Genomic DNA, 23,013 nt, shown 5'->3' on the forward strand with positions numbered 1-23,013 from the left:
GGACAGATAGTCTGCGCACAGATAGTCTTCACAAAGATCATCTACCGAGGAGCACACCATGTGGGAGTACGAACACAGCATCGACACCGCGGCCACCCCCGAGTCGATCTGGCGCCTGTGGGCTGACGTCGAGAACTGGGTCACCTGGAACGCCGATATCGAGCACATCGAGATCCGGGGCGACTTCGCCGACGGCACCGAGATCATCATGAAACCCGCAGGCGACGAACCGGTGCACCTGCGCCTTGCCGAGGTCACCGAGAACCGGTTGTTCGTGGACGAGGCCGAGATCGAGGGCCTGACCTTGCGCACCGCGCATCGCGCCGAGCCCCTCGCCGACGGCGGCACCCGGGTCACGTACCGGATGGAGGTCACCGGTGCCGGCGCCGACGTGGTCGGCCCCGAGATCGGGCCCGCGGTCACCGGCGACTGGCCCGACACCATGGCGACCCTCGTCGCGAAGGCACTCGATCATGCCGCTTCGGCCCGGTGAGAGCCCGGGGTTCCTGCTCTGGCACGCCACCCTGCGCTGGCAGCGTGGCATCGCCGAGGCGCTCGAACCCCTCGGGCTCACCCACGTCCAATTCGTCCTGCTGGCCTGCACCTGGTGGCTCAACACCCACGACGAGAACCCGAACCAACTCGCCGTGGCTCGCCAGGCCGGAACCGATGTGAAGATGACCTCGCAGGTATTGCGCACGCTGGAGAAGAAGGGACTGATCGAGCGCCACGTCGATCCCGCGGACACCCGAGCCAAGTTGCTGCGGGTCACCGACTCCGGCGCCGCACTGGCGCCGCGGGCGATCGAGGCGGTCGAGGAGGTCGACCGGCGGTTCTTCGAGCCGGTGGACCGCGGTGAGGCCACCGAGCTGCTGCGACGCCTCGCCCCGATGTGATGGAAGGCCGGCTATCCGGCCTGGTCCTTGACCAGGGCGAAGTAGAAATGCTCGCCGCCGTCGAGCACGTCCTTGCCGTTCATGATGCCCATCAGGGTCCGATCATCGACGCGCTTGAAGTGGTCGAACACCGGCATCCCGTCGTAGATCATCGTCGCGGTGCACTCGCCCCTGAACTCCACCATCCACAGGCTCGCCTCCCCCTTGCCCGCCGCCACGTCGGAGTAGAGCTCGCCGTCCGGCCCGCGGCACAGCAGCGGCTGTACATCGAATCGCGCTCCGAAGTTCTTGCCATACCACCCGGACCTGGCGAGCAACCTGCCCGTGCGATGCCCTGTCTCGAAGCCGCTGCCCCGCCATCTGCCCTCGAGCTCATCGATGTGCACGGTCGGCAGCGCCGCCCAGATTCCATCGAGATCGCGCGGATCGACGGGCACTTCACTCTCGAGCAGCTCCCGGAATCTCTGTGTGTCGGCCACGGCCTCTTCCTGTCTTCGGATGAATCGGTCGGTTGACTGCGGTAGTTCAGAACGTGAGCACCGGCTTGACCACGGCCCCGCTCGCCGCCGCCGCGAGCGCCGTCTCGATCTCGTCGAACGGGAAAGTCGTGATCATCCCCCCGAAGGGGAAGCGCCCGGCCCGCCAGAGGCCGATGAGCTCGGGAATGAACATCCGCGGGTCGACGTCGCCCTCGATGACACCGGTCACGCTGCGGCCCATCAACAGGCTCGACTGGTCGAGAAGCACCGGGTTGCGTCGACCTCGCAGGCCCACGGTCGCGCAACTGCCCGGCGAACGCAGCGCGGCAACCGCCAGGTTCAGGACTTCCTCGCTGCTGACGGTGTCCACGCTGTGGTCCGCGCCGCCACCGGTCAGCCTGCGCAGCTCGCGGCCGAGCCCGGGGCCCGCGCTGTCCAGCGCCGCGGTGGCGCCGAGCGTGAGGGCCAGTGCCCGGCGGGCGGGCAGCGGATCGACCACGATGACGGTCGCGCATCCGATGGCGGCGGCCGCCAGGACCGACCCGAGCCCGACCGCACCGGCGCCGAAGACGACGACCGAGGAGCCCGGCTGGGGTCGCAACACCCGCATCAGCGCGCCCGCGCCGGTCTGGATGCCGCAGCCGAGGGGCCCGAGCAACGCCAGCGGGAGGTCGTCCGCGACCTTGACCGCACCCGCCTCGCCCACCACGGCGTGTGTCGCGAAGGAGGACTGACCGAACCACCCGCCGTGCACGTCCTCGGCTCCGGACCGCAGCGTGGTAGTGCCGTCCGGCCGGTACCCCGAGTAGTTGAGCGCGGCGAAACCCGCACAGTAGGCCGGGTGGCCCCCTTTGCAGTTCCGGCAGCTCCGACACGACGCGAAGCTCAGGACGACGTGATCACCGGGGCGGAGCGAGTCGACGCCCGGCCCGATCGACTCCACCACGCCCGATCCTTCGTGTCCGAGAACGGCAGGCAGCGGAAAGGGAATCCTCCCCGCGGCCGCCGTCAGATCGGTGTGACAGATGCCGACGCCGGCCATCCGCACCAGGATCTCCCGATCCCTCAGCGTGTCGGTCTGGATGTCACGGATCCGGGCGGGCTCGCCGTATCCGGACAGCACCGCGGCCCGGCGTCCAACCACCACACCCACCTCCACAGAGTTGAGAACTGCCGTTAACTTACGGGTCCGCACCGGGTCGATCCCAGCCAAATGAGCGTATCGTCCGATGTGAGATGGATCACACGGATCGCGTGGCGCCTGGCCCCGACTGTCCGGCCGAGGAGACCGATCGTCGTTGTGGCCACCTGCCAGGCAAGGAGGTGGGCGATGATCAGCACCAGTTCCCCCTTCACCGCGGAGCCGGCTCCGTGCGGACACGCCGTGGACGGGCGACGCCACCAGGAGAACGACGACGCGGGATTGCTCATCGACGACCGCGTCTACGCGTGCGGTTGCCGCGTGATCCGCCACGAGTATCACGACGGATCCGTGCGCATCAAGACGATTCGGCACGACGGCAAGGTCCTGGCGGATGAGCACAGCGGCAACCACGAGGCCTGAGCGATGACCGCATTCCACTCTGTCGTCATCGTCGGCGGCGGTGGCGCCGGACTGCGTGCGGCCATCTCGATCGCGGAATCCGACCCGAACCGCAGCGTTGCGATCGTGTCGAAGGTCTACCCGATGCGCAGCCACACCGTCTCCGCGGAGGGTGGCGCCGCCGCGGTCATCGCCCCGGACGACTCCCTCGACGAGCACGCCTATGACACCGTGTCCGGCAGCGATTGGCTCTGCGACCAGGACGCCGTCGAGGCATTCATCGACGAAGCGCCGAAGGAGCTGCTCCGCCTGGAGCACTGGGGCTGCCCGTGGAGCAGACAACCGGACGGGCACATCGCCGTGCGCGCGTTCGGCGGGATGAAGAGGAAACGCACCTGGTTCGCCGCCGACAAGACCGGATTCCACCTGCTGCACACCCTCTTCCAGAAGGCGCTGTCGTACCCGGACATCGTGCGCTACGACGAGTGGTTCGCCACCACGCTGCTCGTCGACGACGGGCGGGTGCGGGGCGTGGTGGCCATCGAGCTGTCCACCGGCCGGATCGAGACGATCGTCGCCGACGCCGTCATCGTGTGCACCGGGGGCTGCGGCAGGGTGTTCCCGTTCACCACCAACGCCACCATCAAGACCGGCGACGGGATGGCCCTGGCCTACCGGGCCGGGGCAGGTCTGAAGGACATGGAGTTCGTCCAGTACCACCCGACCGGATTGCCGTTCACCGGCATCCTCATCACGGAGGCCGCCCGGGCCGAGGGCGGTTGGCTGATCAACAAGGACGGGTATCGCTACCTCCAGGACTACGACCTCGGCACGCCCACGCCGGGACCGGTGCTGCGCAGCATGGAGTTGGGGCCGCGGGACCGGCTCTCCCAGGCCTTCGTGCACGAGCAGGAGAAGGGCAGGACGATCGACACGCCCGACGGACCGATCGTCCACCTGGACCTGCGTCATCTCGGCGCCGACGTCATCGACGCGAAGCTGCCGTTCGTCAGGGAACTGTGCGCGAGCTACCAGAACATCGACCCGGTCCACGAGCTGGTCCCGGTACGCCCGGTCGTGCACTACATGATGGGCGGGATCCACACCGACCTGCACGGAGCCACCGATCTGACCGGGCTGTACTCCGCGGGCGAGGTCGCCTGTGTCAGCATCAACGGCGCCAACCGTCTCGGTTCGAACTCGCTGCCGGAGCTGCTCGTCTTCGGCGCCCGTGCCGGAGAGGCCGCCACCGCATACGCTGCGGCGGCTCACACCGCCGGTCCCACCGCAGCGATCGAGGCGCAGGGACGCGACGAGCAACGTCGACTCGAACGCGAACTCGCTCGTCACGACGGCGCGGGCGGTCCAAGGCCCGACCGGATCGCCGACATCCGAACCGGGATGCAGGAGGCGATGGAGTCCGGCGCCGGCATCTACCGGGACCAGCGCACCCTGCGCACGGCGATCGATCGGATCCGCGAACTGAAGCAGCGCTACGCGGCCGCCGTCATCGATGATCACAGCCGGACGTTCAACACAGAACTGATCGCCACTCTCGAACTCTCGGGGATGTTGGACGTCGCCGAGTGCATCGTCGACAGCGCGCTGCGGCGCGAGGAGTCCAGAGGTGCCCACCAGCGCACCGACTTCCCGGACCGCGACGACGACAGATACCTGGCTCATTCACTGATCCACCGGCAACCGGATGGCGAGGCTCGGGTCTCGTATCTGCCGGTGACGATCACCCGCTGGCCCCCGGGGCAACGGGTATACGGGAGGTGAGCGATGGCCGACCACGACACCATCGCCGTCGAGGTCACGCGGTACCGGCCGGAGCAGGAGTCCGTGCCCGCGCCGCAGTGCTATCGGGTCCCACTGCGTAAGGAGTGGACCATCCTCGACGGACTCAACCACATCAAGGACCGGCTGGACGGCACGCTGTCCTACCGATGGTCCTGCCGGATGGGGATCTGCGGCAGCTGCGGCATGACGGTCAACGGCGAGCCGAAGCTGGCCTGTTCGACGTTCCTGACCGACTACGCCCCCGGATCGATTCGGGTCGAACCGATGCGGAACTTCCCGGTGATCCGCGACCTCGTCGTCGACATCAGCGACTTCATGGCCAAGCTGCCCAAGGTCAAGCCCTGGCTGATCCGCGCGGACCAGGACGAGCCAGAGGACGGCGAGTACCTGCAGACGCCCGAAGAAAAGGACGCGTACCAGCGCTACAGCATGTGCATCAACTGCATGCTCTGCTACTCGGCCTGCCCGGTGTACGCCCTCGAACCCACCTTCCTCGGGCCCGCGGTGATCGCACTCGGTCAGCGCTACAACCTGGATTCCCGCGACCAGGGCGCCGAGGACCGGCGCGATGTGCTGGCCTCGGCGGAGGGCGCGTGGGCCTGCACCCTCGTCGGCGAGTGCAGCGTGGCGTGCCCCAAGGGCGTCGACCCCGCAGGCGCGATCCAGCGCTACAAGCTGACCGCGGCGACCAGGTCGCTCAAGGAGTTCCTGCTACCCCGGGGTGCGCGATGACTGCCGAGGGTACCGGCATCGTTCCTGCGCGCCGGTACCGTCAGCCGGTGTCGCGGCTGTGGTGGCTGCGGCGCCGGTCCTACCTGCTGTTCGCGCTGCGCGAGCTGTCCTGCGTGTTCGTGGCGTGGTTCGTCGCGTTCACGCTGATGCTGGTCGTCGCGGTCGGCTCCGGCCCCGAGTCCTATCGGGACTTCCTCGACTGGAGTGCGCGCCCATGGGTGATCGCCCTCAACGTGATCGCGGCGGCGTTCGTGCTGCTGCACGCCGTGACCTGGTTCAACCTGGCCCCCAAGGCGATGGTGGTCCGGTTGGGCGGACGCCCCGTTCGGCCTGCCGCGGTGGTCGCCGCACATTACCTGCTGTGGATCGTGTGTTCGATCATCGCGGTGTGGGTGATCCTGCGATGACGACGGCACCGAATCCGACCGGGCGGGCCAACACCAGGCGGTCCCCCGAACCGATGTTCTGGCTGCTGTTCAGCGGGGGCGGGATGGCCGCCGCCCTGCTCGCTCCCGCCCTGCTGATCCTGTTCGGCGTCGCGATACCGCTCGGCTGGATCCAGGCGCCCGACCATCAACACCTGCACTCCGTGCTGCGCAACCCGATCACGGTGCTGGTGCTCATCGGGCTCTGCGTGCTCGCGCTGTTCCACGCGGCGCACCGCTTGCGGTTCCTGCTGCAGCACGGCCTGCGGCTCGGCGGGGCGCGGGGTCCGCTCGCGGTGTTGTGTTACGGCACCGCCGCGGTCGGCTCCGTCGTGGCCGCGTATCTGTTGATCACGGCGTGAGAGGCAATCCCGGGATGCTCGGCCCGAGTACTTCTGGACGCACGTAACGAATTGTCGGTTTCTCCCGATTTTCGTGTGTCGGCACTCCGAATCATCGCGGGGCTTTGACATGATCGGAAACGGTTAGTTTCAACAAACAGGGGAGATTATGTACATGAACGGCAACACCTTTCGACGCATAGCAACCGCTGCGGCGGTATCGGCCGGAATCGCGGGGGGCCTCGTCGCGGGCGCCGGATCGGCAGCGGCAGAAACACAGGTCGTACCCATGAGCACATGCTTCGGCCTGAGCCCGTACATCGTCGACCAGCCGTACATCGCCAGCAGGGCATTCTTCTATCAGGACGGACCCGGCACCGGCAACCTCACCCTCGCCGACGTGTCGAGCCTCTGGTTCTTCGCCCCGCCCTACCTGTCGGACACCCGCCTCGACTGGCACAACAAGACCACCGGGGCCAGGGGCACTCTCACCGCGACCACGCCGATCGGTATGGGCAGCTCCGTCAACCTCCGTCTCAACAGCGGTCCCGGTGACGTCGAGATCACCAGGAGTGCGGTCAACCGGAATGCGCTGTGGAGCATCCCGACCACGTCCTGCACCGGTACGGTGCGCGTCAACTGATCCCCATGACCGCATGACAAAGGCGCCAGACCCGATCACTCGGGTCTGGCGCCTTCTCTGTCACGTTCGGATCAGACGGTGAAGCCGAGCGCCCGCAGCTGATCGCGGCCGTCCTCCGTGATCTTGTCCGGGCCCCACGGCGGCATCCAGACCCAGTTGATCTTCAAGTCGTTCACGAGGCCGCTCTTGACCAGGGCGCCGCGCGCCTGCTCCTCGATCACATCGGTCAGCGGGCAGGCCGCGGACGTCAGCGTCATGTCGACGATGGCGACATCCTCGGCGTCGACGCTGATGCCGTACACGAGGCCGAGATCGACCACGTTGATCCCCAGCTCGGGGTCGACGACGTCACGCATCGCCTCCTCGAGCTCGTCCACCACGGCCTGCTGGTCGGGGGTCAGCTCGATGACTGCCTGCTCATCGGCGGCGGGCGCGGACTCCTGCACGGCCTGGTCCTCGGTGGACTCGGTGTTTGCCTGGGTCTCGGTCATGATGACGATCCTCCGGTCTGGACCGGCACAGCGGTGCCGATGACATTCTTCGTGGGCGCAGCGTCGGCGCCGTCGACTATTTGAACAACGGCATCCTTGAATGCCATCCATCCCAGCAACGCGCACTTCACGCGGGCCGGGTACTTCGAGACGCCCGCGAACGCGATCCCGTCGCCGATCACGTCCTCGTCGCCCTCGATGTTGCCGCGGCTGGTGATCATCGCATCGAACGCGTCGACCGTCGCGAGCGCATCCCGCACGCTCAGCCCGACGACCTGATCGGTGAGCACCGAGGTCGAGGCCTGGCTGATCGAGCAGCCCTGCCCGTCGTACGAGATGTCCCCCACCCTGCCGTCGTCGGTCAGCGCGACCCGCAGCGTGACCTCGTCGCCACAGGTCGGGTTGACGTGGTGCACCTCGGCGCCGAACGGCTCCCGCAGCCCCCGCCCGTGCGGATGCTTGTAGTGATCCAGGATGACCTCCTGGTACATCTGCTCCATCCGCATGTCTACGAAGCCCCGTCGACCGAGTCGTCGGTAGCACCCGGCGAGGGGTGCGTACCGAAGAAGTCCTGCGCCCGACGGATGGCCGCCGCCAGCGCATACACCTCGTCGGCGGTGTTGTAGACGGCAAACGATGCGCGGGCGGTCGCCGCCACGCCGAAGTGGCGGTGCAGCGGCCAGGCGCAGTGATGGCCGACCCGGATCGCGATGCCCTCGTCATCGAGGATCTGGCCGAGGTCGTGCGCGTGGATTCCGTCCACCACGAAGGACACCGCGCCGCCGCGGTTCTCGGGGGTGGTCGGACCGATGATCCGCACGCCCTCGATGGCCCCGAGCTGTTCGAGCGCCAGCGCCGTCAGCTCGTGTTCGTGCGCAGCAACGGAGTCCATGCCGAGCTCGTTCAGGTAGTGCACGGCCGCACCCAGCGCGACGACCTGCGAGGTCATCGGCACGCCGGCCTCGAAACGCTGCGGCGGGGCTGCGTAGGTGGTCGCCTCCATCGTGACGGTCTCGATCATCGAGCCGCCGGTGATGAACGGCGGCATCGACGCGAGCAGCTCGCGCTTGCCGTAGAGCACGCCGACGCCCGACGGCCCGAGCATCTTGTGCCCGGAGAACGCCGCGAAGTCCACGTCCAGCGCATGGAAGTCCACCGGCATGTGCGGCACCGACTGGCACGCGTCGAGCACGACCAGCGCGCCGACCGCCCTGGCCCGGCGGACCAGCTCGGCCACCGGCGCCACGGCTCCCGTCACGTTCGACTGGTGCGTGAACGACACGACCTTGACCGCGTCGGTCAGCTCCAGCGACTCCAGGTCGATGCGGCCGTCCTCGGTCACCCCGTACCAGCGCAGTGTCGCGCCGGTCCGACGGGCCAGCTCCTGCCACGGCACCAGGTTCGCGTGGTGCTCGAGCTCGGTGATGACGATCTCGTCGCCCGGGCGCAGGTGTCGCTCGAAGCGCTCGTCACCGAGCACATAGGTCACCAGGTTCAGCGACTCGGTGGCGTTCTTGGTGAACGTCAGCTCGTCGGCGTCGGCCCCGACGAAATCGGCGATCGCCGCGCGCGCACCCTCGTACGCGTCGGTCGCCTCCTCCGCGAGCTGGTGCGCCCCGCGGTGCACGGCCGCGTTGCAGGTGGTGAGGAACTCCCGCTCGGCATCGAGCACCTGGACGGGGCGCTGCGAGGTCGCCCCGGAATCCAGGTACACCAACGGTTTACCGTCGCGCACCGTACGGCCGAGGATCGGGAAGTCCTTCCGGATCCTGGTGATGTCGAGTTCCTTCACCGAGGTGGTCATGGAACTAGGCTCCTGTCGCTGCAGCCTGCGTGAATCGGACGTAGCCGTTCTCCTCGAGCTCGTCGGCGAGCTCCGCGCCGCCGGACTCGACGATCTGGCCACCGACGAAAACGTGCACGAACTCCGGGGTGATGTACCGCAGGATGCGGGTGTAGTGCGTGATCAGCAGGACGCCGCCGTGCTCACGCTCCTTGTATCGGTTGACGCCCTCGGACACGATGCGCAGCGCATCCACGTCGAGGCCGGAGTCGGTCTCGTCGAGGATCGCGATCTTCGGCTTGAGCAGGCCCAGCTGAAGGATCTCGTGGCGCTTCTTCTCGCCGCCGGAGAAGCCCTCGTTGACGCTGCGCTCGCTGAACGACGGATCGATCTCGAGCTCGGTCAGGGACTCCTTGACCTCCTTGACCCAGTGCCGGAGCTTGGGGGCCTCGCCGCGGACCGCGGTCGCCGCGGTGCGCAGGAAGTTCGACATCGAGACGCCGGGCACCTCGACCGGGTACTGCATGGCGAGGAACAGGCCGGCGCGGGCCCGCTCGTCGACGCTCATCTCGAGCACGTTCTCACCGTTGAGGGTGATGCTGCCGGAGGTCACCACGTACTTGGGGTGGCCGGCGATGGCGTACGACAGGGTCGACTTGCCGGAGCCGTTCGGGCCCATGATCGCGTGGGTCTCCCCCGAGCGGACCGTGAGGTTCACGCCCTTGAGGATGTTGATCGGCTCGGCGTTCTCGTCGGTGGTGGCGACGTTGACGTGCAGGTCCTTGATTTCCAGAACCGAGTTTTCAGAGGTGGTCATTCAATGTTCCTTAGAGAAGTGTGGTGTCGGCGATCTCAGACGCCGACCGCGGCGAGCTCGACCTCGATGGCTGCTTCGAGGCGCTCGCGCACCTCCGGGACGGCAATGCGGTTGATGATCTCGTGGAAGAACCCGCGGACCACCAGGCGACGGGCCTGGTCCTCCGGGATGCCCCGCGAACGCAGGTAGAACAGCTGCTCGTCGTCGAACCGGCCCGTTGCGCTGGCGTGGCCCGCGCCGACGATCTCGCCGGTCTCGATCTCGAGGTTCGGCACCGAGTCGGCGCGGGCGCCGTCGGTGAGCACCAGGTTCCGGTTGAGCTCGAAGGTGTCGGTGCCCTCGGCCGCGGCGCGGATCAGCACGTCGCCCACCCAGACGGTGTGCGCATCCGGCTTGCCGGAGTGCGGATCGCCCTGCAGCGCGCCCTTGTAGACGACATTCGACTTGCAGTGCGGCTGCGAGTGATCCACCAGCAGGCGCTGCTCGAAGAACTGGCCCGCGTCGGCGAAGTACAGGCCGAGCAGCTCGGCGTCGCCGCCGGGCCCGTCGTACTTCACGGTCGGGGTCAGTCGCACCAGGTCGCCGCCAAGGCTCACCGAGGTGTACCGGAGGACAGCGTCGCGGCTGAGCCGCGAGTGGTGCGCCGCGACGTGCACGGCGTCATCGGCCCAGTCCTGCACCGCGACCACGGTCAGCTTGGCGCTGTCGCCGACGATGAACTCGACGTTCTCCGCGTAGGTGCCGCTGCCGCGCTGGTCGAGGACCACGGTGGCCTTCGCGAAGGCCTCGAGCCGAACCTGGATGTGGCCGTAGGCCACCTTGTCCACGCCGGGCCCGGTCACCACGATGTTGACGGCGTCGGCGACCTCATGCTCCTTGGCCACGGTTATCACCGTGGCCGACTCGAAGCCGGAGTACGCCTGCGCGGCGATGCGGTCGGCGGGCACACCGGCCTGCCCGAGACGGGCATCGTCACGGCCGACGGTCTCGACGCTGACACCCTCGACCGCCTGGACCTCGACGGTCGCGGCGCCGGAGCGGACCGCGGTTCCGTCGTGCAGGCCGCGCAGCCTGCGCAGCGGCGTGAAGCGCCACGCCTCGTCGCGTCCCGCGGGGACCTCGAAAGCGTTGACGTCGTATGAGGTGAACACCTCGCCCTTGTTGGTGGCGGGCACGATGTTCTCACCGGCGACGGCGGCCTTGACCCCGGTCGTCGCCTCGTTTGCGTTGGCCACTAACCCACGGCCCCTTCCATCTGCAGTTCGATCAGGCGGTTGAGCTCGAGGGCGTATTCCATCGGCAGCTCCTTGGCGATGGGCTCGACGAACCCGCGCACCACCATGGCCATTGCCTCGTCCTCGGTGAGGCCGCGGCTCATCAGGTAGAACAACTGGTCTTCGCTGACCTTCGAGACGGTCGCCTCGTGACCCATCGACACGTCGTCCTCGCGGATGTCCACGTAGGGGTAGGTGTCGGAACGGCTGATCTGGTCGACCAGCAGGGCGTCACACTTCACGGTCGACTTCGAGCCGTGCGCACCCTTGTTGACCTGGACCAGGCCGCGGTAGGAGGCGCGCCCGCCGCCGCGGGCCACCGACTTGCTGACGATGGTCGAGGACGTGTACGGCGCCAGGTGCAGCATCTTCGCACCGGTGTCCTGGTGCTGGCCCTCGCCCGCGAACGCGACCGAGAGGACCTCGCCGCGCGCGTGCTCGCCCATCATCCACACAGCCGGGTACTTCATGGTGACCTTGGATCCGATATTGCCGTCGACCCACTCCATGGAACCGCCCGCGTCCACCTTGGTGCGCTTGGTCACCAGGTTGTAGACGTTGTTCGACCAGTTCTGGATGGTCGTGTAGCGGCAGTGGCCGCCCTTCTTCACGATGATCTCGACGACCGCGGAGTGCAGCGAGTCGGACTTGTAGATCGGCGCGGTGCAGCCCTCGACGTAGTGCACCGAGGCGCCCTCGTCGACGATGATCAGGGTGCGCTCGAACTGGCCCATGTTCTCGGTGTTGATCCGGAAGTAGGCCTGCAGCGGGATGTCGACGTGCACGCCCGGCGGCACGTAGATGAAGGAGCCGCCCGACCACACCGCGGTGTTGAGCGCGGAGAACTTGTTGTCGCCGGCGGGGATCACCGAACCGAAGTACTCCTTGAACAGCTCCGGGTGCTGCTTGAGCCCGGTGTCCGTGTCGAGGAAGATCACGCCCTGCTTCTCGAGATCCTCACGGATCGAGTGGTAGACGACCTCGGACTCGTACTGCGCGGCGACACCGGCGACCAGGCGCTGCTTCTCCGCCTCGGGGATGCCGAGCCGGTCGTAGGTGTTCTTGATGTCCTCGGGCAGGTCCTCCCAGGACTCGGCCTGCTTCTCGCTCGAGCGCACGAAGTACTTGATGTTGTCGAAGTGGATGCCCTCGAGGTTGGAGCCCCAGTGCGGCATCGGCTTCTTGTCGAAGGTCTTGAGCGCCTTGAGCCGGATGTCGAGCATCCACTCGGGCTCGTTCTTCTTCGCGGAGATGTCCCGCACGACGGCCTCGGACAGCCCGCGCTGCGCGCTGGCGCCTGCCACGTCGGAATCAGACCAGCCGTAGCCGTAATGGCCGAGCGAGGCGATGGCCTCGTCCTGCGTCAGTGCAGGCGACTTCTCCGTGCTGCCGGATGCCTGATCTTGGGTGACTGTCATGCGAGCTCCTTCCGGAGTCTTGTTGCGTGCCGGTGCGGGCTGGGCATCGGCGTGGGTGGTGCTTACTTCGGGGATGCGTCTGGCGACGAGTCGGGCTCGTCCGGTGGAGCGATGGGTATGTGGGTGGTGCAGGCGCAGTCACCGTTGGCGATGGTCGCCAGGCGCTGCACGTGGGTGCCGAGCAACTCGGCGAAGGCTTGCGTCTCCGCCTCGCACAGCTCGGGGAACTCCGAGGCGACGTGCGAGACAGGGCAGTGGTGCTGGCAGATCTGGACGCCGTTGCCCACGGGGCGGGTGGTGGCGGCGAAGCCGGCCGAGGTGAACGCGTCCGCGATGGCGTCAGCGGTGTCGGCCACTTCACCAGGGGTGTGCGGGGCGACGGGATCGATGTCGGCGACGATCGTCTGGACCCGGCGGCGTGCGAACTCCACGATCGCCTCCTCGCCGCCGACCTCGCGGAGGTGCCGCATGGCTGCGCCTGCGAGATCGTCGTAGGAGTGGCCGAGGCGCGAACGGCCCGCAGCGGTCAGCTGGAACTGCTTCGCCGGGCGCCCGCGACCCTTGTGCTGCCAGCTCGCGGCGTTCGAGGATCGCGCCTCGCCCGCATCGATCAGCGCCTCGAGGTGACGTCGGACACCCGCGGCGCTCAGACCGAGCTTCACTCCGATCTCGGGGGCCGTGATCGGGCCCTGCTCGAGGAGAAGCTGGACGACGGCGGCCCTGGTGTGCCCTTCGTGGCCCACAACGGTTGCGGTCGGGGCACCACTGAGCGCAGGCGAAACAGGTGCATGACCTGCGCCTTCACTGCGCGCGTCCCGAGCCGGTGCCGTTTTCACAACACAAGTGTGACGGAATTATCGGAGCTGGTCCACCAAGGGTGCCCTGTATTACACCGCTACGCTGCCCCATGTGCCGCAGACCGACGACGCACCGGACTCCGGTGACACCCCAAGCGCCGGCCCGGCGACCAGATTCCGCGAACGGGCGGTGACCCTCGCCAAGCGAGGGCTGGGAATCGACGGCCCCCACCACGGCTTCGAGGTCTCGAGCCTGCACGGCGACGAGGCGGAGGCACCCGGGCTCAACAAGCGCGAGACCGGTCAGCTCAAGGGGATCAGGCGCTTCGGTGCGACCGGGGCCGTGCTGATGGCGATCGGCGCGCTCGGTGCGGGCGCGCAGCCGGTGCTGCAGAACCCGGTGCAGGGCCTGCGGATCCTCGGACTGCCTGCGCGCCTCGGCGCGACCGCGCTCACGCTGACGATGACCGGCAGCGTGATGGTGGTGCTGGCGTGGCTACTGCTCGGCCGGTTCGCGATCGGCCGCTACCGAGGGGAAGGCGCCGCGCCCCGGCGGCTGACCCGCTCCCAGCTGGACCGCACCCTGCTGCTGTGGGTGATCCCGCTGACGATCGCACCCCCGATGTTCAGCAAGGACGTCTACTCGTACCTGGCGCAGAGCGAGATCACCGCACGAGGACTGGACCCGTACGCGATCGGGCCCGCCCAGGCCCTCGGCGTCGACCACGTGCTGACAAGGACTGTCCCGACCATCTGGCGCGACACCCCCGCGCCGTACGGGCCGTTCTTCCTCTGGATCGGTCGCGGCATCTCCGCGGTCACCGGCGAGAACATCGTCGCAGGCATCTTCCTGCACCGGTTGCTCGCGCTCGCGGGCGTCGCACTGATCGTCTGGGCACTCCCCCGGCTGGCGCGCCGATGCGGCGTCGCCAGCGTCACCGCGCTCTGGCTCGGCGCCGCCAACCCGCTGCTGCTGTTCCACCTGGTCGCGGGGATCCACAACGAGGCGCTGATGCTCGGCCTGATGCTGGCGGGCATGGAACTGGCGCTGCGCGCCGTCGAGAGCGCCGACCCGATCCGGTTCGACATCCGCGGCGCCACCGCGGGCGGCAGGAACCTGACGTATCTGCTGGCCGGGTCCGGCCTGATAGCGCTGTCGGCGACGGTCAAGATCCCGTCGCTGCTGGCACTCGGGTTCCTCGGCATGGCGCTGGCGCGGCGCTGGGGTGGCACCGTCCGATCCGTGCTGGCGGCCGCCGGACTGCTGATGGCGGTGACCGCGGTGGTCATCCTGGTGGTGAGCCTGGCCAGCGGCCTCGGCTTCGGCTGGCTCTCCCCGGACACCCTCGGCACCGCGAACGAGGTGCGCAGCTGGATGTCGCTGCCGACACTGCTCGGCCTCGGCACCGGCCTGGCGGGCGTGTTCCTCGGACTGGGCGACCACACCACCGCCGTCCTCAACCTGACCCGGCCGATTGCCTCCCTCGCCGCGGCCTTCGTCGCGCTGCGCATGCTGGTCGCCGTGCTCGTCGGGCGCGTGCACCCGGTGGGCGCGCTCGGCGTCTCCCTCGGCGTCCTGGTGCTGCTCTTCCCCGTGGTCCAGCCCTGGTACCTGCTGTGGGCGGTCATCCCGCTGGCCGCGTGGGCGACCCGGCCGGTCTTCCGCATCCCGGCGATCGTCTTCTCGTCGGCGGTGAGTCTGATCGTGATGCCCAACGGCGGCGAGTACCAGCCGTTCATGATCGTCCAGGCCGCCGTCGCCACCATCCTCGTGGTGGGACTGGCGATGTTCCTGACCCGAGACCGGCTGCCCTGGCGGGCCGGGACCGGGGCACCGAACGGCCGCGGATCGAGCGCCGAATACGCTGAGGCCCCGTGAGCTCTTCCGCGTCCGACACGGCGCATCCGGTTCTTCGGCTCGATGGCGTGGTCAAGTCCTTCGGCAGCGTCACCGCCGTCGACGGCCTCGATCTGTCCCTGCACCGCGGCGAGGTGCTGGCACTGCTCGGCCCCAACGGCGCGGGCAAGACCACGACCGTGGAGATGTGCGAGGGCTTCCTGAGCCCCGACAGCGGCACCGTCCGCGTGTTCGGCCTCGACCCGATCGCCGATTCCGGAGCGGTCCGGGCGCGCGTCGGCGTCATGCTGCAGGGCGGCGGCGCCTACCCGGGGTCCCGGGCGGGCGAGATGCTGGACCTGGTGGCGGCGTACTCGGCCGATCCGCTGGACCCGGCATGGCTGCTGCGGACCCTCGGCCTCACCGACGCCGCCCGCACCCCGTACCGCCGGCTCTCCGGTGGACAGCAGCAGCGCCTCGCGCTGGCCTGCGCGCTCGTCGGACGGCCCGAGCTGGTGTTCCTCGACGAACCGACCGCGGGTCTCGATGCCCAGGCCAGGCTGCTGGTCTGGGAGCTCATCGACGCGCTGCGCCGCGACGGCGTCGCCGTGCTGCTGACCACGCACCTGATGGACGAGGCGGAGGCGCTGGCCGACCGCCTGATCATCATCGACCACGGCCGGATCGTCGCCGAGGGCACACCGACGGAGCTGACGCGACACGGTTCGGCCGGACAACTCCGGTTCCTCGCGCCCGAGAACCTGGACCTGAGTGGGCTGCGCGCCGCCCTGCCCACCGGATTCACCCCACGGGAGGTCTCCCCCGGGTCGTATCTGGTCGAGGGCATCGTCGACCCGAAGGTGCTGGCGACGGTGACCGCGTGGTGCGCCGAGCTCGATGTGCTCGCCACCGAACTGCGGGTCGATCAGCGCAGGCTCGAGGATGTCTTCCTCGACCTCACCGGACGGGATCTGAGGGGATGAACGTGCAAGACCGGCTCGCCGACAACAGGTTCGAGGCGGGGACCTTCACCCCCGATCCCAGGCCGAGCGCCGCGCTGCCCATGCTGGCGGCCCAGACCCGGCTCGAGCTCACCCTGCTGCTGCGCAACGGTGAACAACTGCTGCTCACCATGTTCATCCCGATCACCCTCCTGATCGGGCTGTGTCTGCTCCCGATCGGCGACCTCGGCGACCCCCGCGTCGACACCGTCCTGCCCGCCGTGATGATGGTGGCGATCATGTCCACCGCGTTCACCGGGCAGGCCATCGCCGTCGGTTTCGATCGGCGCTACGGCGCGCTCAAGCGGCTCGGTGCGACCCCCCTGCCGCGCTGGGGAATCATCGTGGGCAAGAGCGCCGCGGTCATCATCGTGGTCGCCATGCAATCGGTCCTCCTCGGTGGCATCGCCTTCGCGCTCGGCTGGCGACCCGAGCCGACCGGCCTGCTGCTGGGCGCGCTCATCATCGCGCTCGGGACCATCACATTCGCCTCGCTCGGGCTGTTGCTCGGCGGCACCCTGCGGGCCGAGATCGTGCTCGCGCTGGCGAACGTCCTCTGGTTCGTGATGGCGGGCATCGGCTCCGTCGTGTTCTCCGATGACATCCCAGGACCGCTGCACACGGCGGCCCGGCTGATCCCGTCCGGCGCCCTCGCCGAGGCCCTGCAACAGGCGATCGGCGGCTCGCTCGACCTGTTCGCGGTCGCGGTGCTCGTGGTGTGGGGTTCCGTCGCCGCATGGCTGGCGACCCGATACTTCAAGTTCACCTAATACGGATCGTTCCAAAACGTATTCATTTCCGCCGCGAAGCGGCAATATGCGAAGCCGTGCCGAAAACACTCCGCGCCCTCGCCTGCATGGCCGCCGTCTCCGCGATCACCTTCGGCGGCGGACTCGCCTCAGCCCAGCCCACATGGGGCCCGCTCGCACCGCCCAACCCGTTCCTCGGACCTATGGGCACCTCGACGATGCACGGCGACGCCGGGTCCTCGGACGCGACACCGCTGGACGGTCCCGGCGCCGGAGCCGTCGGGGTGACCTCGTACCCGCTCCTGGCCGCGTGCCCGACCGTGCTGCAGGGCTCCGACGGACTGGTGGTCGCGCTGTGCACCTCGGTCCTCGGCCAGGACCCGACCGTGCACCTGATCGATCCCGCCGCGCCGGCGGCGCCGGTGGGCGGATCGCTCGCCCAGCTCAAGCTGGCCAAGGGCAGCCTGCTCGGCGGGGTGTACGCATTCCTGGACAACCAGAACCGGCTGGTCGCGGTCGACGGTGACCGCAAGCTCCAGCGGGTCGGCCACGCGAACAACGCGCTGTTCATCGACTCGACCGTCGACCTGTCCGGGGCCATCCCGGACGGCGACGCGGTGACGGGCCTCGCGCCGGACTGGCAGGGCAACGTCTGGTTCGCGACGGGCGGCGGGGTGATCGGCTCCGTCGATGCGGCGGGCGTCGCGAAGACCGTCGCGGTCCCGGCAGGCGAGCAGGTGCAGAACAGCATCTCCACCTCCCCTGCGGGCACCTCGGTGGCCACCACCCACGCCCTGTACCAGCTGAGCCTCGCCGCCGACGGCACCCCGAAGATCGATTGGCGCCGTGAGTACGACCGGGGATCGGCCCGCAAACCCGGGCAGCTGAGCTGGGGCACCGGGTCCACCCCCACCTATTTCGGTCCCACCAACGGCTACGAGTACGTCGCGATCGTCGACAGCGCCGACACCCGGGTGAACCTGCTGGTGCACCGCACCGACACCGGGCAGGAGGTCTGCAAGATCCCGGTGCTCGGCGCGGGCGGACCCGGCAGCGAGAACTCCCCGATCGGCGTTGGCAACTCCGTCTTCATCGCGGGCACCTACGGCTACCCGTACCCGAAGGTGCCCGAGGGCGCCGGACCGGCCGTGCCCGCGACCGCCCCGTTCACCGGCGGCATGACCCGCGTCGACCTCGACGGGGCCGGCTGCCATCAGGTGTGGGACAACGCGCTACGCAGCTCCGCGGTGCCGCACCTGTCGACCGCGGACGGTCACCTCTACACGGTGCTGCGGGACGGAACCGGCGGTCCCCTCGACGGCTATGCGTTCGCCGCCATCGACCCGAGCAACGGCTCGATCCTGAACCGCACCGGGCTCCCCGGCACCACGGCGAACGACACCCTGCAGATGTCGGCGCTCATCACCGGGCAGGGCGACTACCTGCAGGGCACCATCACCGGCATGCTCAAGGTCGGTGCGAACGGTTTCGGCAGCCTCGGCAGTGCGGGGAGCTCCGGAAGCTGAGGTTCCGGGGCGCGGCCAGCCCCAACGACGCTCTGTAGTTGACGGGCATCTACCATCGGGGGCGTGCTGTATCGAGGGTTCCTGAGCCTGGTCAACCGTCTGCCGCTCCCCTCATTGGCGGTGCAGAAGTGGATCGCCGTCGCGGTGATCCTGTCCCAGGGCGGTATCGCCGTGACCGGCGCCGTGGTCCGGGTGACCGCGTCGGGCCTCGGCTGCACCACCTGGCCGCAGTGCCATCCCGGCAGCTTCGTGCCCACCGGCACCGCCACCGCGCCGTGGTTCCACCAGGCCATCGAGTTCGGCAACCGGCTGCTGTCGTTCCTGGTGGTGGCGACGGCGGCGGCGGTGGTGCTCGCGGTGACCCGCGCGGCCCGCCGCCGCGAGGTGCTCGCCTACGCCTGGCTGATGCCGCTCTCGACCGTCGCGCAGGCGGTGATCGGCGGCATCACCGTGCTCACCGGCCTGTTGTGGTGGACCGTCGCGGTGCACCTGCTGGTGTCGATGGCGATGGTGTGGCTGTCGGTGATCCTGTACCACAAGATCGACCAGCCCGACGACGGCGTCGAGGTCATCACCGTGCCGAAGCAGCTGCGCTGGCTGACCGCACTGTCCGGCGTCGCGCTGGCCGGGACGCTGGTCGCGGGCACCATGGTGACGGGCGCGGGACCGCACGCGGGCGACAAGAACCCCGAGCGCACGGTCGAGCGCCTGAACCTCGACATCACCAACCTGGTGCACCTGCACGCCGAACTGCTGGTCGCCTACCTCGCGCTGCTGGTGGGTCTCGGCTTCGGGCTGTACGCGGTCGGAGCCAGGGCCGCGGTGAAGCTTCGACTCAAGGTCGTCGTGGGCGTGGTGGGGGCGCAGGCCTGCGTCGGCTTGGTCCAGTTCTGGACCGATGTCCCCGCCGCCCTGGTGACGGTGCACGTCGCGCTGGCGGCCGCCTGCACGGCCGCCACCGCCGCGCTGTACGCCGCCGGTCGGGTTCGCGAGGTCGCCCCGGCCGAGTTGGAGCCCATGAAGTCGGGAATCCGGTGATCACGGCCGAAGAAACGGCCGATCTGGTGGAGCGCGGGTACCGTCAATCCGCATGACCCGATCCAGAACAGTCAAGCGTGTCGCCATCGCCGCAGCCCTGTCCTTCTCGACCGTCGGTCTGCTGGCGGTGGGTCCCGCGGCAGCTGCGCCGAGCACCATTCCGTTCCAGCTAGATCCCTTTATCCCGCTGGTCGAGCTACCCACTCCCAGGCTCGCCGCGACTGTGGGCGAACAACCGGGCGTGGCCACCTTGAGTGTGCTGAGAACTCCCGGAAGCGGAAACCCGCACAGTGCGGTTGTCCACTGGGTCAGTCTCGCCACCGGCGCGTCAGGGTCCGCGTCGTTTCCGACATTGAACGCTGCGCCCGTGACCATCCGTCCGGGCGCTGGTCAGGTAGTTGCGTTGGCCGACCCACAGGCGATCGCGTCACCAGGCTTCGGGACCTTCTTCGTTCCCTGATTCGGCATGGGGAGAGAAACACGTCCTCGACGAATGCGGGCCCCGGTCCATGACCGGGGCCCGCATTCGTTGCCGGTCTTGCTCAGCCGAGACCGTTGCGGGCCTTCGGGAAGCGGGTCTGGTTCGCCACCCAACCGGCCATCTTCCGCCAGTGACCGACACGCGGGGTGACGATGCTGGTGATCGCGCGCTCCCACTCGGAGACGGTGACATTGTCGACCGCGGCAACCACGGCGTTCGCCGTCGCGAGGTCGTCGACGACCTGATCGCCGAGGACGCCGTCGGCGCCGACGAGGGTGATCCGGACGCCGTCGAGGCCGACCGGCTGGATCACCGCCGAGGCCGAACCGCCGTGCTCGGCAACGAACTTCTTCACCGCGGCGACGGTCCGCGGGGGCAGCGATACGGCCGGGGCGCTCGCGCCGGAGTCCTGGGTGTCCACAGTCATGGCGTCAGAATACTGGAGAGTAGAAATAGGGGCATGCGCGCAATCACCGTGACCGAGTTCGGCGGCCCCGAGGTACTCCGAATGTCCGAGATCCCCGACCCGGCACCGGGCGCCGCGGACCTGCTGGTTCGCACAGACGCGATCGGCGTGAACTACATCGACACCTACTACCGGACCGGCGCCTACGCCGTGGACCTGCCGTACGTCCCCGGACTCGAGGGCAGCGGCGTCGTCGAGGCGGTGGGCTCCGACGTCACCGGCGTCCGCGCCGGCGACCGGGTGGCGTGGTCCTCGGCGCCTGGCAGCTACGCGGAGAGGGTCGTGGTGCCCGCCGCGGTGGCGGTGCCGGTGCCGGAGGGCGTCGGCGCCCCCGAGGCCGCCTCGGTGCTCCTGCAGGGCATGACGGCGCACTACCTGATGAACTCGGTGTACTACGTCGAGCCCGGCGACACCGTGCTCGTGCACGCGGGCGCGGGCGGGGTCGGCCTGGTGCTGACGCAGCTCGCGGTCGCCAGGGGCGCGCGCGTGATCACCACCGTGTCCTCGGACGAGAAGGAACTGCTGTCCCGGGAGGCAGGCGCGGCGGAGGTGCTGCGCTACTCCGACGACCTCGCGCAGCAGGTCCGGGCGCTCACCGACGGCGAGGGCGTGGCGGCGGCGTTCGACGGTGTCGGCGCCGACACCTTCGAGGCCAGCCTCGCGTCGGTTCGGATCCGGGGCACGCTCGCCCTGTTCGGGGCGGCCAGCGGGCCGGTGCCGCCGTTCGATCCGCAGCGGCTCAACCCGGCGGGCTCGGTGTTCCTGACCCGACCCACCCTCGCGCACTACACCCGCGACCGCGACGAGCTGCTGTGGCGCTCGGGCGAGGTGTTCGAGGCGATCAGGGAGGGCTCGCTGAAGATCCGGGTCGGCGCGCAGTACCCGCTCGACGAGGCCGAGCAGGCGCACCGCGATCTGCAGGGTCGCCGCACCACCGGCTCGATCGTGCTGGTCCCCTAGGCGCGCCGGCCGCACAACCCAGGCGGCGCCAGCGGTCGGCGCACACCTTGTGACAACGTCGCACCCCCTTTGTGCCCGCAGTGTGTATGCGTCCTTGCCAGAAGGTGTGCGCGCAGGGGTGTGGCCCGGGCACGCGCGGCCTCGCAATCTCCTTACGACGTAAAGCAGCGATCCCTTACGTCGTAAAGAGATACGGCCAGTGTGCGTATGTGCAGTTCAGGGCGATTCCGCGCGCTCTATCGCAATGCTGCGGCTGGCGCCCGCCGCCGGGGACCCGAGAACCGGACCTCGTCCCAAGCCAGGGCTGACCCTGGACGGACATCGTCGCGGACCCGCGATCGAGTAGCGAACGAGGCCGGGGCGACACAGGTCTGTCGACGCGATCAGTGAGTGAACGGCTCGGGCGCACGGATATGACCCTGTGCACCTACACCCCGAGCAAGAGCGAGCTGGTGGACCTGGCGCACCACCGGATGCAGGAACACTCGAGAGAGATGAGGGGACGAAGCGACTGCCCCCGCGATCAGCTGAAGAAGGAGCCGATCGTGTCCATGCCCAGCACCGAGTCCACCGCGAGCCCGCAGAACACCACGGCGAGGTAGTTGTTCGACTGCAGGAACAGGCGCAGCGGCTTCACCGGCTCGCCGCGGCGCACGCCCGCGTACAGCTGGTGCGCCATCAGCAGGAACCAGGCACCGGCGACCAGGGCGATGGCGGCGTAGACGACGCCCGCCGCGGGGACCAGGGCCAGCGTGGTCAGCACGGTCAGCCAGGTGTAGACGAGGATCTGCTTGGTGACGCGCTCCTCGGTCGCGATGACCGGGAGCATCGGCACGCCTGCCGCCTTGTAGTCCTCCTTGTAGCGCATGGCGAGCGCCCAGGTGTGCGGCGGCGTCCAGAAGAAGATGACCAGGAACAGCACGATCGGCTCCCAGCTGATCGAGCCGGTGACCGCGGCCCACCCGACCATCACCGGCATGCAACCGGCTGCACCGCCCCAGATCACGTTCTGCCAGGTCCGGCGCTTGAGGATCATCGTGTACACGAGCACGTAGAACGCGATGGTGAGCACGATCAGCACGGCAGCCAGCAGGTTCGTCGCCCACCACAGCCAGGCAAAGGAGCCGGCGCCGAGGACGAGCCCGAAGACGAGCGCGTGCGAGGTCGGCACCGCCAGGCGGGCCAGTGGCCTGCGGGCGGTCCGCTTCATCACCTTGTCGATGTCCGCGTCGACCACACAGTTGAGCGTGTTGGCGCTCGCCGCGCCCATCCAGCCGCCGAACAGCGTGCTCAGGATGAGCGGGAAGTTCACGTTGCCGCGATCCGCGAGCAGCATCGCCGGGATCGTCGCGACCAGCAGCAGCTCGATCACCCGCGGCTTCGTCAGGGCGAGGTAGGCGAGAACCTTCCCGATCGCCCGGCCCCAGAGGGTGTCGGGCCTTTTCACCTGGGTGGGCTCGGAGCCACCAGCGAGACCGTGTCCGCCATGCTCCACAATCCGCACCATTTCTCC

The 23,013-nt window shown here is 68.8% G+C and carries 26 protein-coding genes; 15 read left to right on the plus strand and 11 right to left on the minus strand.

Annotated elements, in window-relative coordinates; genetic code table 11:
* The first annotated feature begins 58 nt into the window (after positions 1 to 58).
* The gene (locus ABIC28_RS20160; protein WP_097209838.1) at positions 59 to 493 is read left to right on the plus strand and encodes an SRPBCC family protein; all 435 of its coding nucleotides are present in this window, start codon (positions 59 to 61) and stop codon (positions 491 to 493) included.
* Positions 474 to 896: a MarR family winged helix-turn-helix transcriptional regulator gene (locus tag ABIC28_RS20165; protein WP_097209839.1), complete on the plus strand. Its 423-nt coding sequence runs from the start codon at positions 474 to 476 to the stop codon at positions 894 to 896. Before ABIC28_RS20160 ends, ABIC28_RS20165 begins: the two co-directional genes overlap by 20 nt.
* An 11-nt stretch (positions 897 to 907) precedes the next feature.
* Here ABIC28_RS20165 and ABIC28_RS20170 read toward each other — a convergent pair whose 3' ends face one another.
* Both ABIC28_RS20170 and ABIC28_RS20175 read right to left on the minus strand, forming a co-directional pair.
* Positions 908 to 1,375: a DUF4334 domain-containing protein gene (locus ABIC28_RS20170; protein WP_097209840.1), complete on the minus strand. Its 468-nt coding sequence runs from the start codon at positions 1,373 to 1,375 to the stop codon at positions 908 to 910.
* 46 nt (positions 1,376 to 1,421) lie between these two features.
* Positions 1,422 to 2,519: an NAD(P)-dependent alcohol dehydrogenase gene (locus ABIC28_RS20175; RefSeq protein ID WP_097209974.1), complete on the minus strand. Its 1,098-nt coding sequence runs from the start codon at positions 2,517 to 2,519 to the stop codon at positions 1,422 to 1,424.
* A gap of 186 nt (positions 2,520 to 2,705) precedes the next feature.
* Between ABIC28_RS20175 and ABIC28_RS20180 the strand changes: the two genes are divergently transcribed.
* The 6 genes from ABIC28_RS20180 (at position 2,706) to ABIC28_RS20205 (ending at position 6,862) form a co-directional block, all read left to right on the plus strand.
* Positions 2,706 to 2,939, plus strand: coding sequence for a hypothetical protein (locus ABIC28_RS20180; protein ID WP_097209841.1), 234 nt, complete (start codon positions 2,706 to 2,708; stop codon positions 2,937 to 2,939).
* 3 nt (positions 2,940 to 2,942) lie between these two features.
* A complete protein-coding gene (gene frdA, locus ABIC28_RS20185) occupies positions 2,943 to 4,700 on the plus strand; it encodes a fumarate reductase (quinol) flavoprotein subunit (protein ID WP_097209842.1) in 1,758 nt (585 codons plus the stop codon).
* A gap of 3 nt (positions 4,701 to 4,703) precedes the next feature.
* Complete coding sequence (gene sdhB, locus ABIC28_RS20190; protein WP_097209843.1) at positions 4,704 to 5,453, plus strand: succinate dehydrogenase iron-sulfur subunit; 750 nt, start codon at positions 4,704 to 4,706, stop codon at positions 5,451 to 5,453.
* A complete protein-coding gene (locus ABIC28_RS20195) occupies positions 5,450 to 5,860 on the plus strand; it encodes a fumarate reductase subunit C (protein ID WP_097209844.1) in 411 nt (136 codons plus the stop codon). Before sdhB ends, ABIC28_RS20195 begins: the two co-directional genes overlap by 4 nt.
* Positions 5,857 to 6,240, plus strand: coding sequence for a fumarate reductase subunit FrdD (gene frdD / locus ABIC28_RS20200; protein WP_097209845.1), 384 nt, complete (start codon positions 5,857 to 5,859; stop codon positions 6,238 to 6,240). The genes ABIC28_RS20195 and frdD overlap by 4 nt, the downstream gene beginning before the upstream one ends.
* Before the next feature lie 268 nt (positions 6,241 to 6,508).
* Positions 6,509 to 6,862: a hypothetical protein gene (locus ABIC28_RS20205; RefSeq protein ID WP_245220920.1), complete on the plus strand. Its 354-nt coding sequence runs from the start codon at positions 6,509 to 6,511 to the stop codon at positions 6,860 to 6,862.
* A gap of 71 nt (positions 6,863 to 6,933) precedes the next feature.
* Here the strand turns inward: ABIC28_RS20205 and ABIC28_RS20210 are convergent, their stop codons facing one another.
* From ABIC28_RS20210 to ABIC28_RS20240, 7 genes are all read right to left on the minus strand, one after another.
* Positions 6,934 to 7,353 (minus strand): metal-sulfur cluster assembly factor, encoded by a 420-nt coding sequence (locus ABIC28_RS20210; RefSeq protein ID WP_097209846.1) that lies wholly within the window; start codon positions 7,351 to 7,353, stop codon positions 6,934 to 6,936.
* Positions 7,350 to 7,859, minus strand: a complete 510-nt coding sequence (sufU, locus tag ABIC28_RS20215) for a Fe-S cluster assembly sulfur transfer protein SufU (RefSeq protein ID WP_097209847.1) — start codon at positions 7,857 to 7,859, stop codon at positions 7,350 to 7,352. The genes ABIC28_RS20210 and sufU overlap by 4 nt, the downstream gene beginning before the upstream one ends.
* A gap of 2 nt (positions 7,860 to 7,861) precedes the next feature.
* Entirely contained in the window at positions 7,862 to 9,157 is a 1,296-nt protein-coding gene (locus ABIC28_RS20220; RefSeq protein ID WP_097209848.1) for a cysteine desulfurase, read from the minus strand.
* Between the two features lie 4 nt (positions 9,158 to 9,161).
* The gene (sufC, locus tag ABIC28_RS20225; RefSeq protein ID WP_097209849.1) at positions 9,162 to 9,953 is read right to left on the minus strand and encodes a Fe-S cluster assembly ATPase SufC; all 792 of its coding nucleotides are present in this window, start codon (positions 9,951 to 9,953) and stop codon (positions 9,162 to 9,164) included.
* A gap of 35 nt (positions 9,954 to 9,988) precedes the next feature.
* On the minus strand, positions 9,989 to 11,188 hold the full coding sequence (sufD, locus tag ABIC28_RS20230; RefSeq protein WP_077041546.1) for a Fe-S cluster assembly protein SufD: 1,200 nt from the start codon (positions 11,186 to 11,188) through the stop codon (positions 9,989 to 9,991).
* Positions 11,188 to 12,645, minus strand: coding sequence for a Fe-S cluster assembly protein SufB (gene sufB / locus ABIC28_RS20235; protein WP_097209850.1), 1,458 nt, complete (start codon positions 12,643 to 12,645; stop codon positions 11,188 to 11,190). The genes sufD and sufB overlap by 1 nt, the downstream gene beginning before the upstream one ends.
* Positions 12,646 to 12,707: 62 nt before the next feature.
* Positions 12,708 to 13,481 (minus strand): helix-turn-helix transcriptional regulator, encoded by a 774-nt coding sequence (locus ABIC28_RS20240; RefSeq protein ID WP_097209851.1) that lies wholly within the window; start codon positions 13,479 to 13,481, stop codon positions 12,708 to 12,710.
* A 73-nt stretch (positions 13,482 to 13,554) separates the two neighbouring features.
* Here ABIC28_RS20240 and mptB point away from each other — a divergent pair, with 73 nt between their 5' ends.
* The 6 genes from mptB (at position 13,555) to ABIC28_RS20270 (ending at position 20,053) form a co-directional block, all read left to right on the plus strand.
* Entirely contained in the window at positions 13,555 to 15,321 is a 1,767-nt protein-coding gene (gene mptB, locus ABIC28_RS20245; protein WP_179800408.1) for a polyprenol phosphomannose-dependent alpha 1,6 mannosyltransferase MptB, read from the plus strand.
* The gene (locus ABIC28_RS20250) at positions 15,318 to 16,262 is read left to right on the plus strand and encodes an ABC transporter ATP-binding protein (RefSeq protein WP_136909338.1); all 945 of its coding nucleotides are present in this window, start codon (positions 15,318 to 15,320) and stop codon (positions 16,260 to 16,262) included. Before mptB ends, ABIC28_RS20250 begins: the two co-directional genes overlap by 4 nt.
* Positions 16,259 to 17,050, plus strand: a complete 792-nt coding sequence (locus ABIC28_RS20255; RefSeq protein WP_097209853.1) for an ABC transporter permease — start codon at positions 16,259 to 16,261, stop codon at positions 17,048 to 17,050. The genes ABIC28_RS20250 and ABIC28_RS20255 overlap by 4 nt, the downstream gene beginning before the upstream one ends.
* A gap of 86 nt (positions 17,051 to 17,136) precedes the next feature.
* Complete coding sequence (locus ABIC28_RS20260) at positions 17,137 to 18,555, plus strand: hypothetical protein (protein WP_354580646.1); 1,419 nt, start codon at positions 17,137 to 17,139, stop codon at positions 18,553 to 18,555.
* A gap of 63 nt (positions 18,556 to 18,618) precedes the next feature.
* Positions 18,619 to 19,593, plus strand: a complete 975-nt coding sequence (locus ABIC28_RS20265) for a COX15/CtaA family protein (protein WP_209926302.1) — start codon at positions 18,619 to 18,621, stop codon at positions 19,591 to 19,593.
* Between the two features lie 52 nt (positions 19,594 to 19,645).
* Entirely contained in the window at positions 19,646 to 20,053 is a 408-nt protein-coding gene (locus ABIC28_RS20270) for a hypothetical protein (protein WP_354580522.1), read from the plus strand.
* Between the two features lie 82 nt (positions 20,054 to 20,135).
* On the opposite strand, the gene ABIC28_RS20275 is transcribed toward ABIC28_RS20270, so the two are convergent.
* Positions 20,136 to 20,501 carry a hypothetical protein gene (locus tag ABIC28_RS20275; RefSeq protein WP_097209856.1) on the minus strand — a complete coding sequence of 122 codons (366 nt, stop codon included), beginning with the start codon at positions 20,499 to 20,501 and terminating at the stop codon, positions 20,136 to 20,138.
* A 33-nt stretch (positions 20,502 to 20,534) separates the two neighbouring features.
* Here ABIC28_RS20275 and ABIC28_RS20280 point away from each other — a divergent pair, with 33 nt between their 5' ends.
* Positions 20,535 to 21,500, plus strand: coding sequence for a quinone oxidoreductase family protein (locus ABIC28_RS20280; protein WP_269590068.1), 966 nt, complete (start codon positions 20,535 to 20,537; stop codon positions 21,498 to 21,500).
* A 523-nt stretch (positions 21,501 to 22,023) separates the two neighbouring features.
* Here the strand turns inward: ABIC28_RS20280 and ABIC28_RS20285 are convergent.
* Positions 22,024 to 23,007 carry a heme o synthase gene (locus ABIC28_RS20285; RefSeq protein ID WP_097209858.1) on the minus strand — a complete coding sequence of 328 codons (984 nt, stop codon included), beginning with the start codon at positions 23,005 to 23,007 and terminating at the stop codon, positions 22,024 to 22,026.
* Positions 23,008 to 23,013 lie beyond the last annotated feature (6 nt).

Origin of the sequence: Rhodococcus sp. PvR044, assembly GCF_040548995.1 — a bacterium.
GTDB lineage: Bacteria > Actinomycetota > Actinomycetes > Mycobacteriales > Mycobacteriaceae > Rhodococcus_G > Rhodococcus_G oryzae.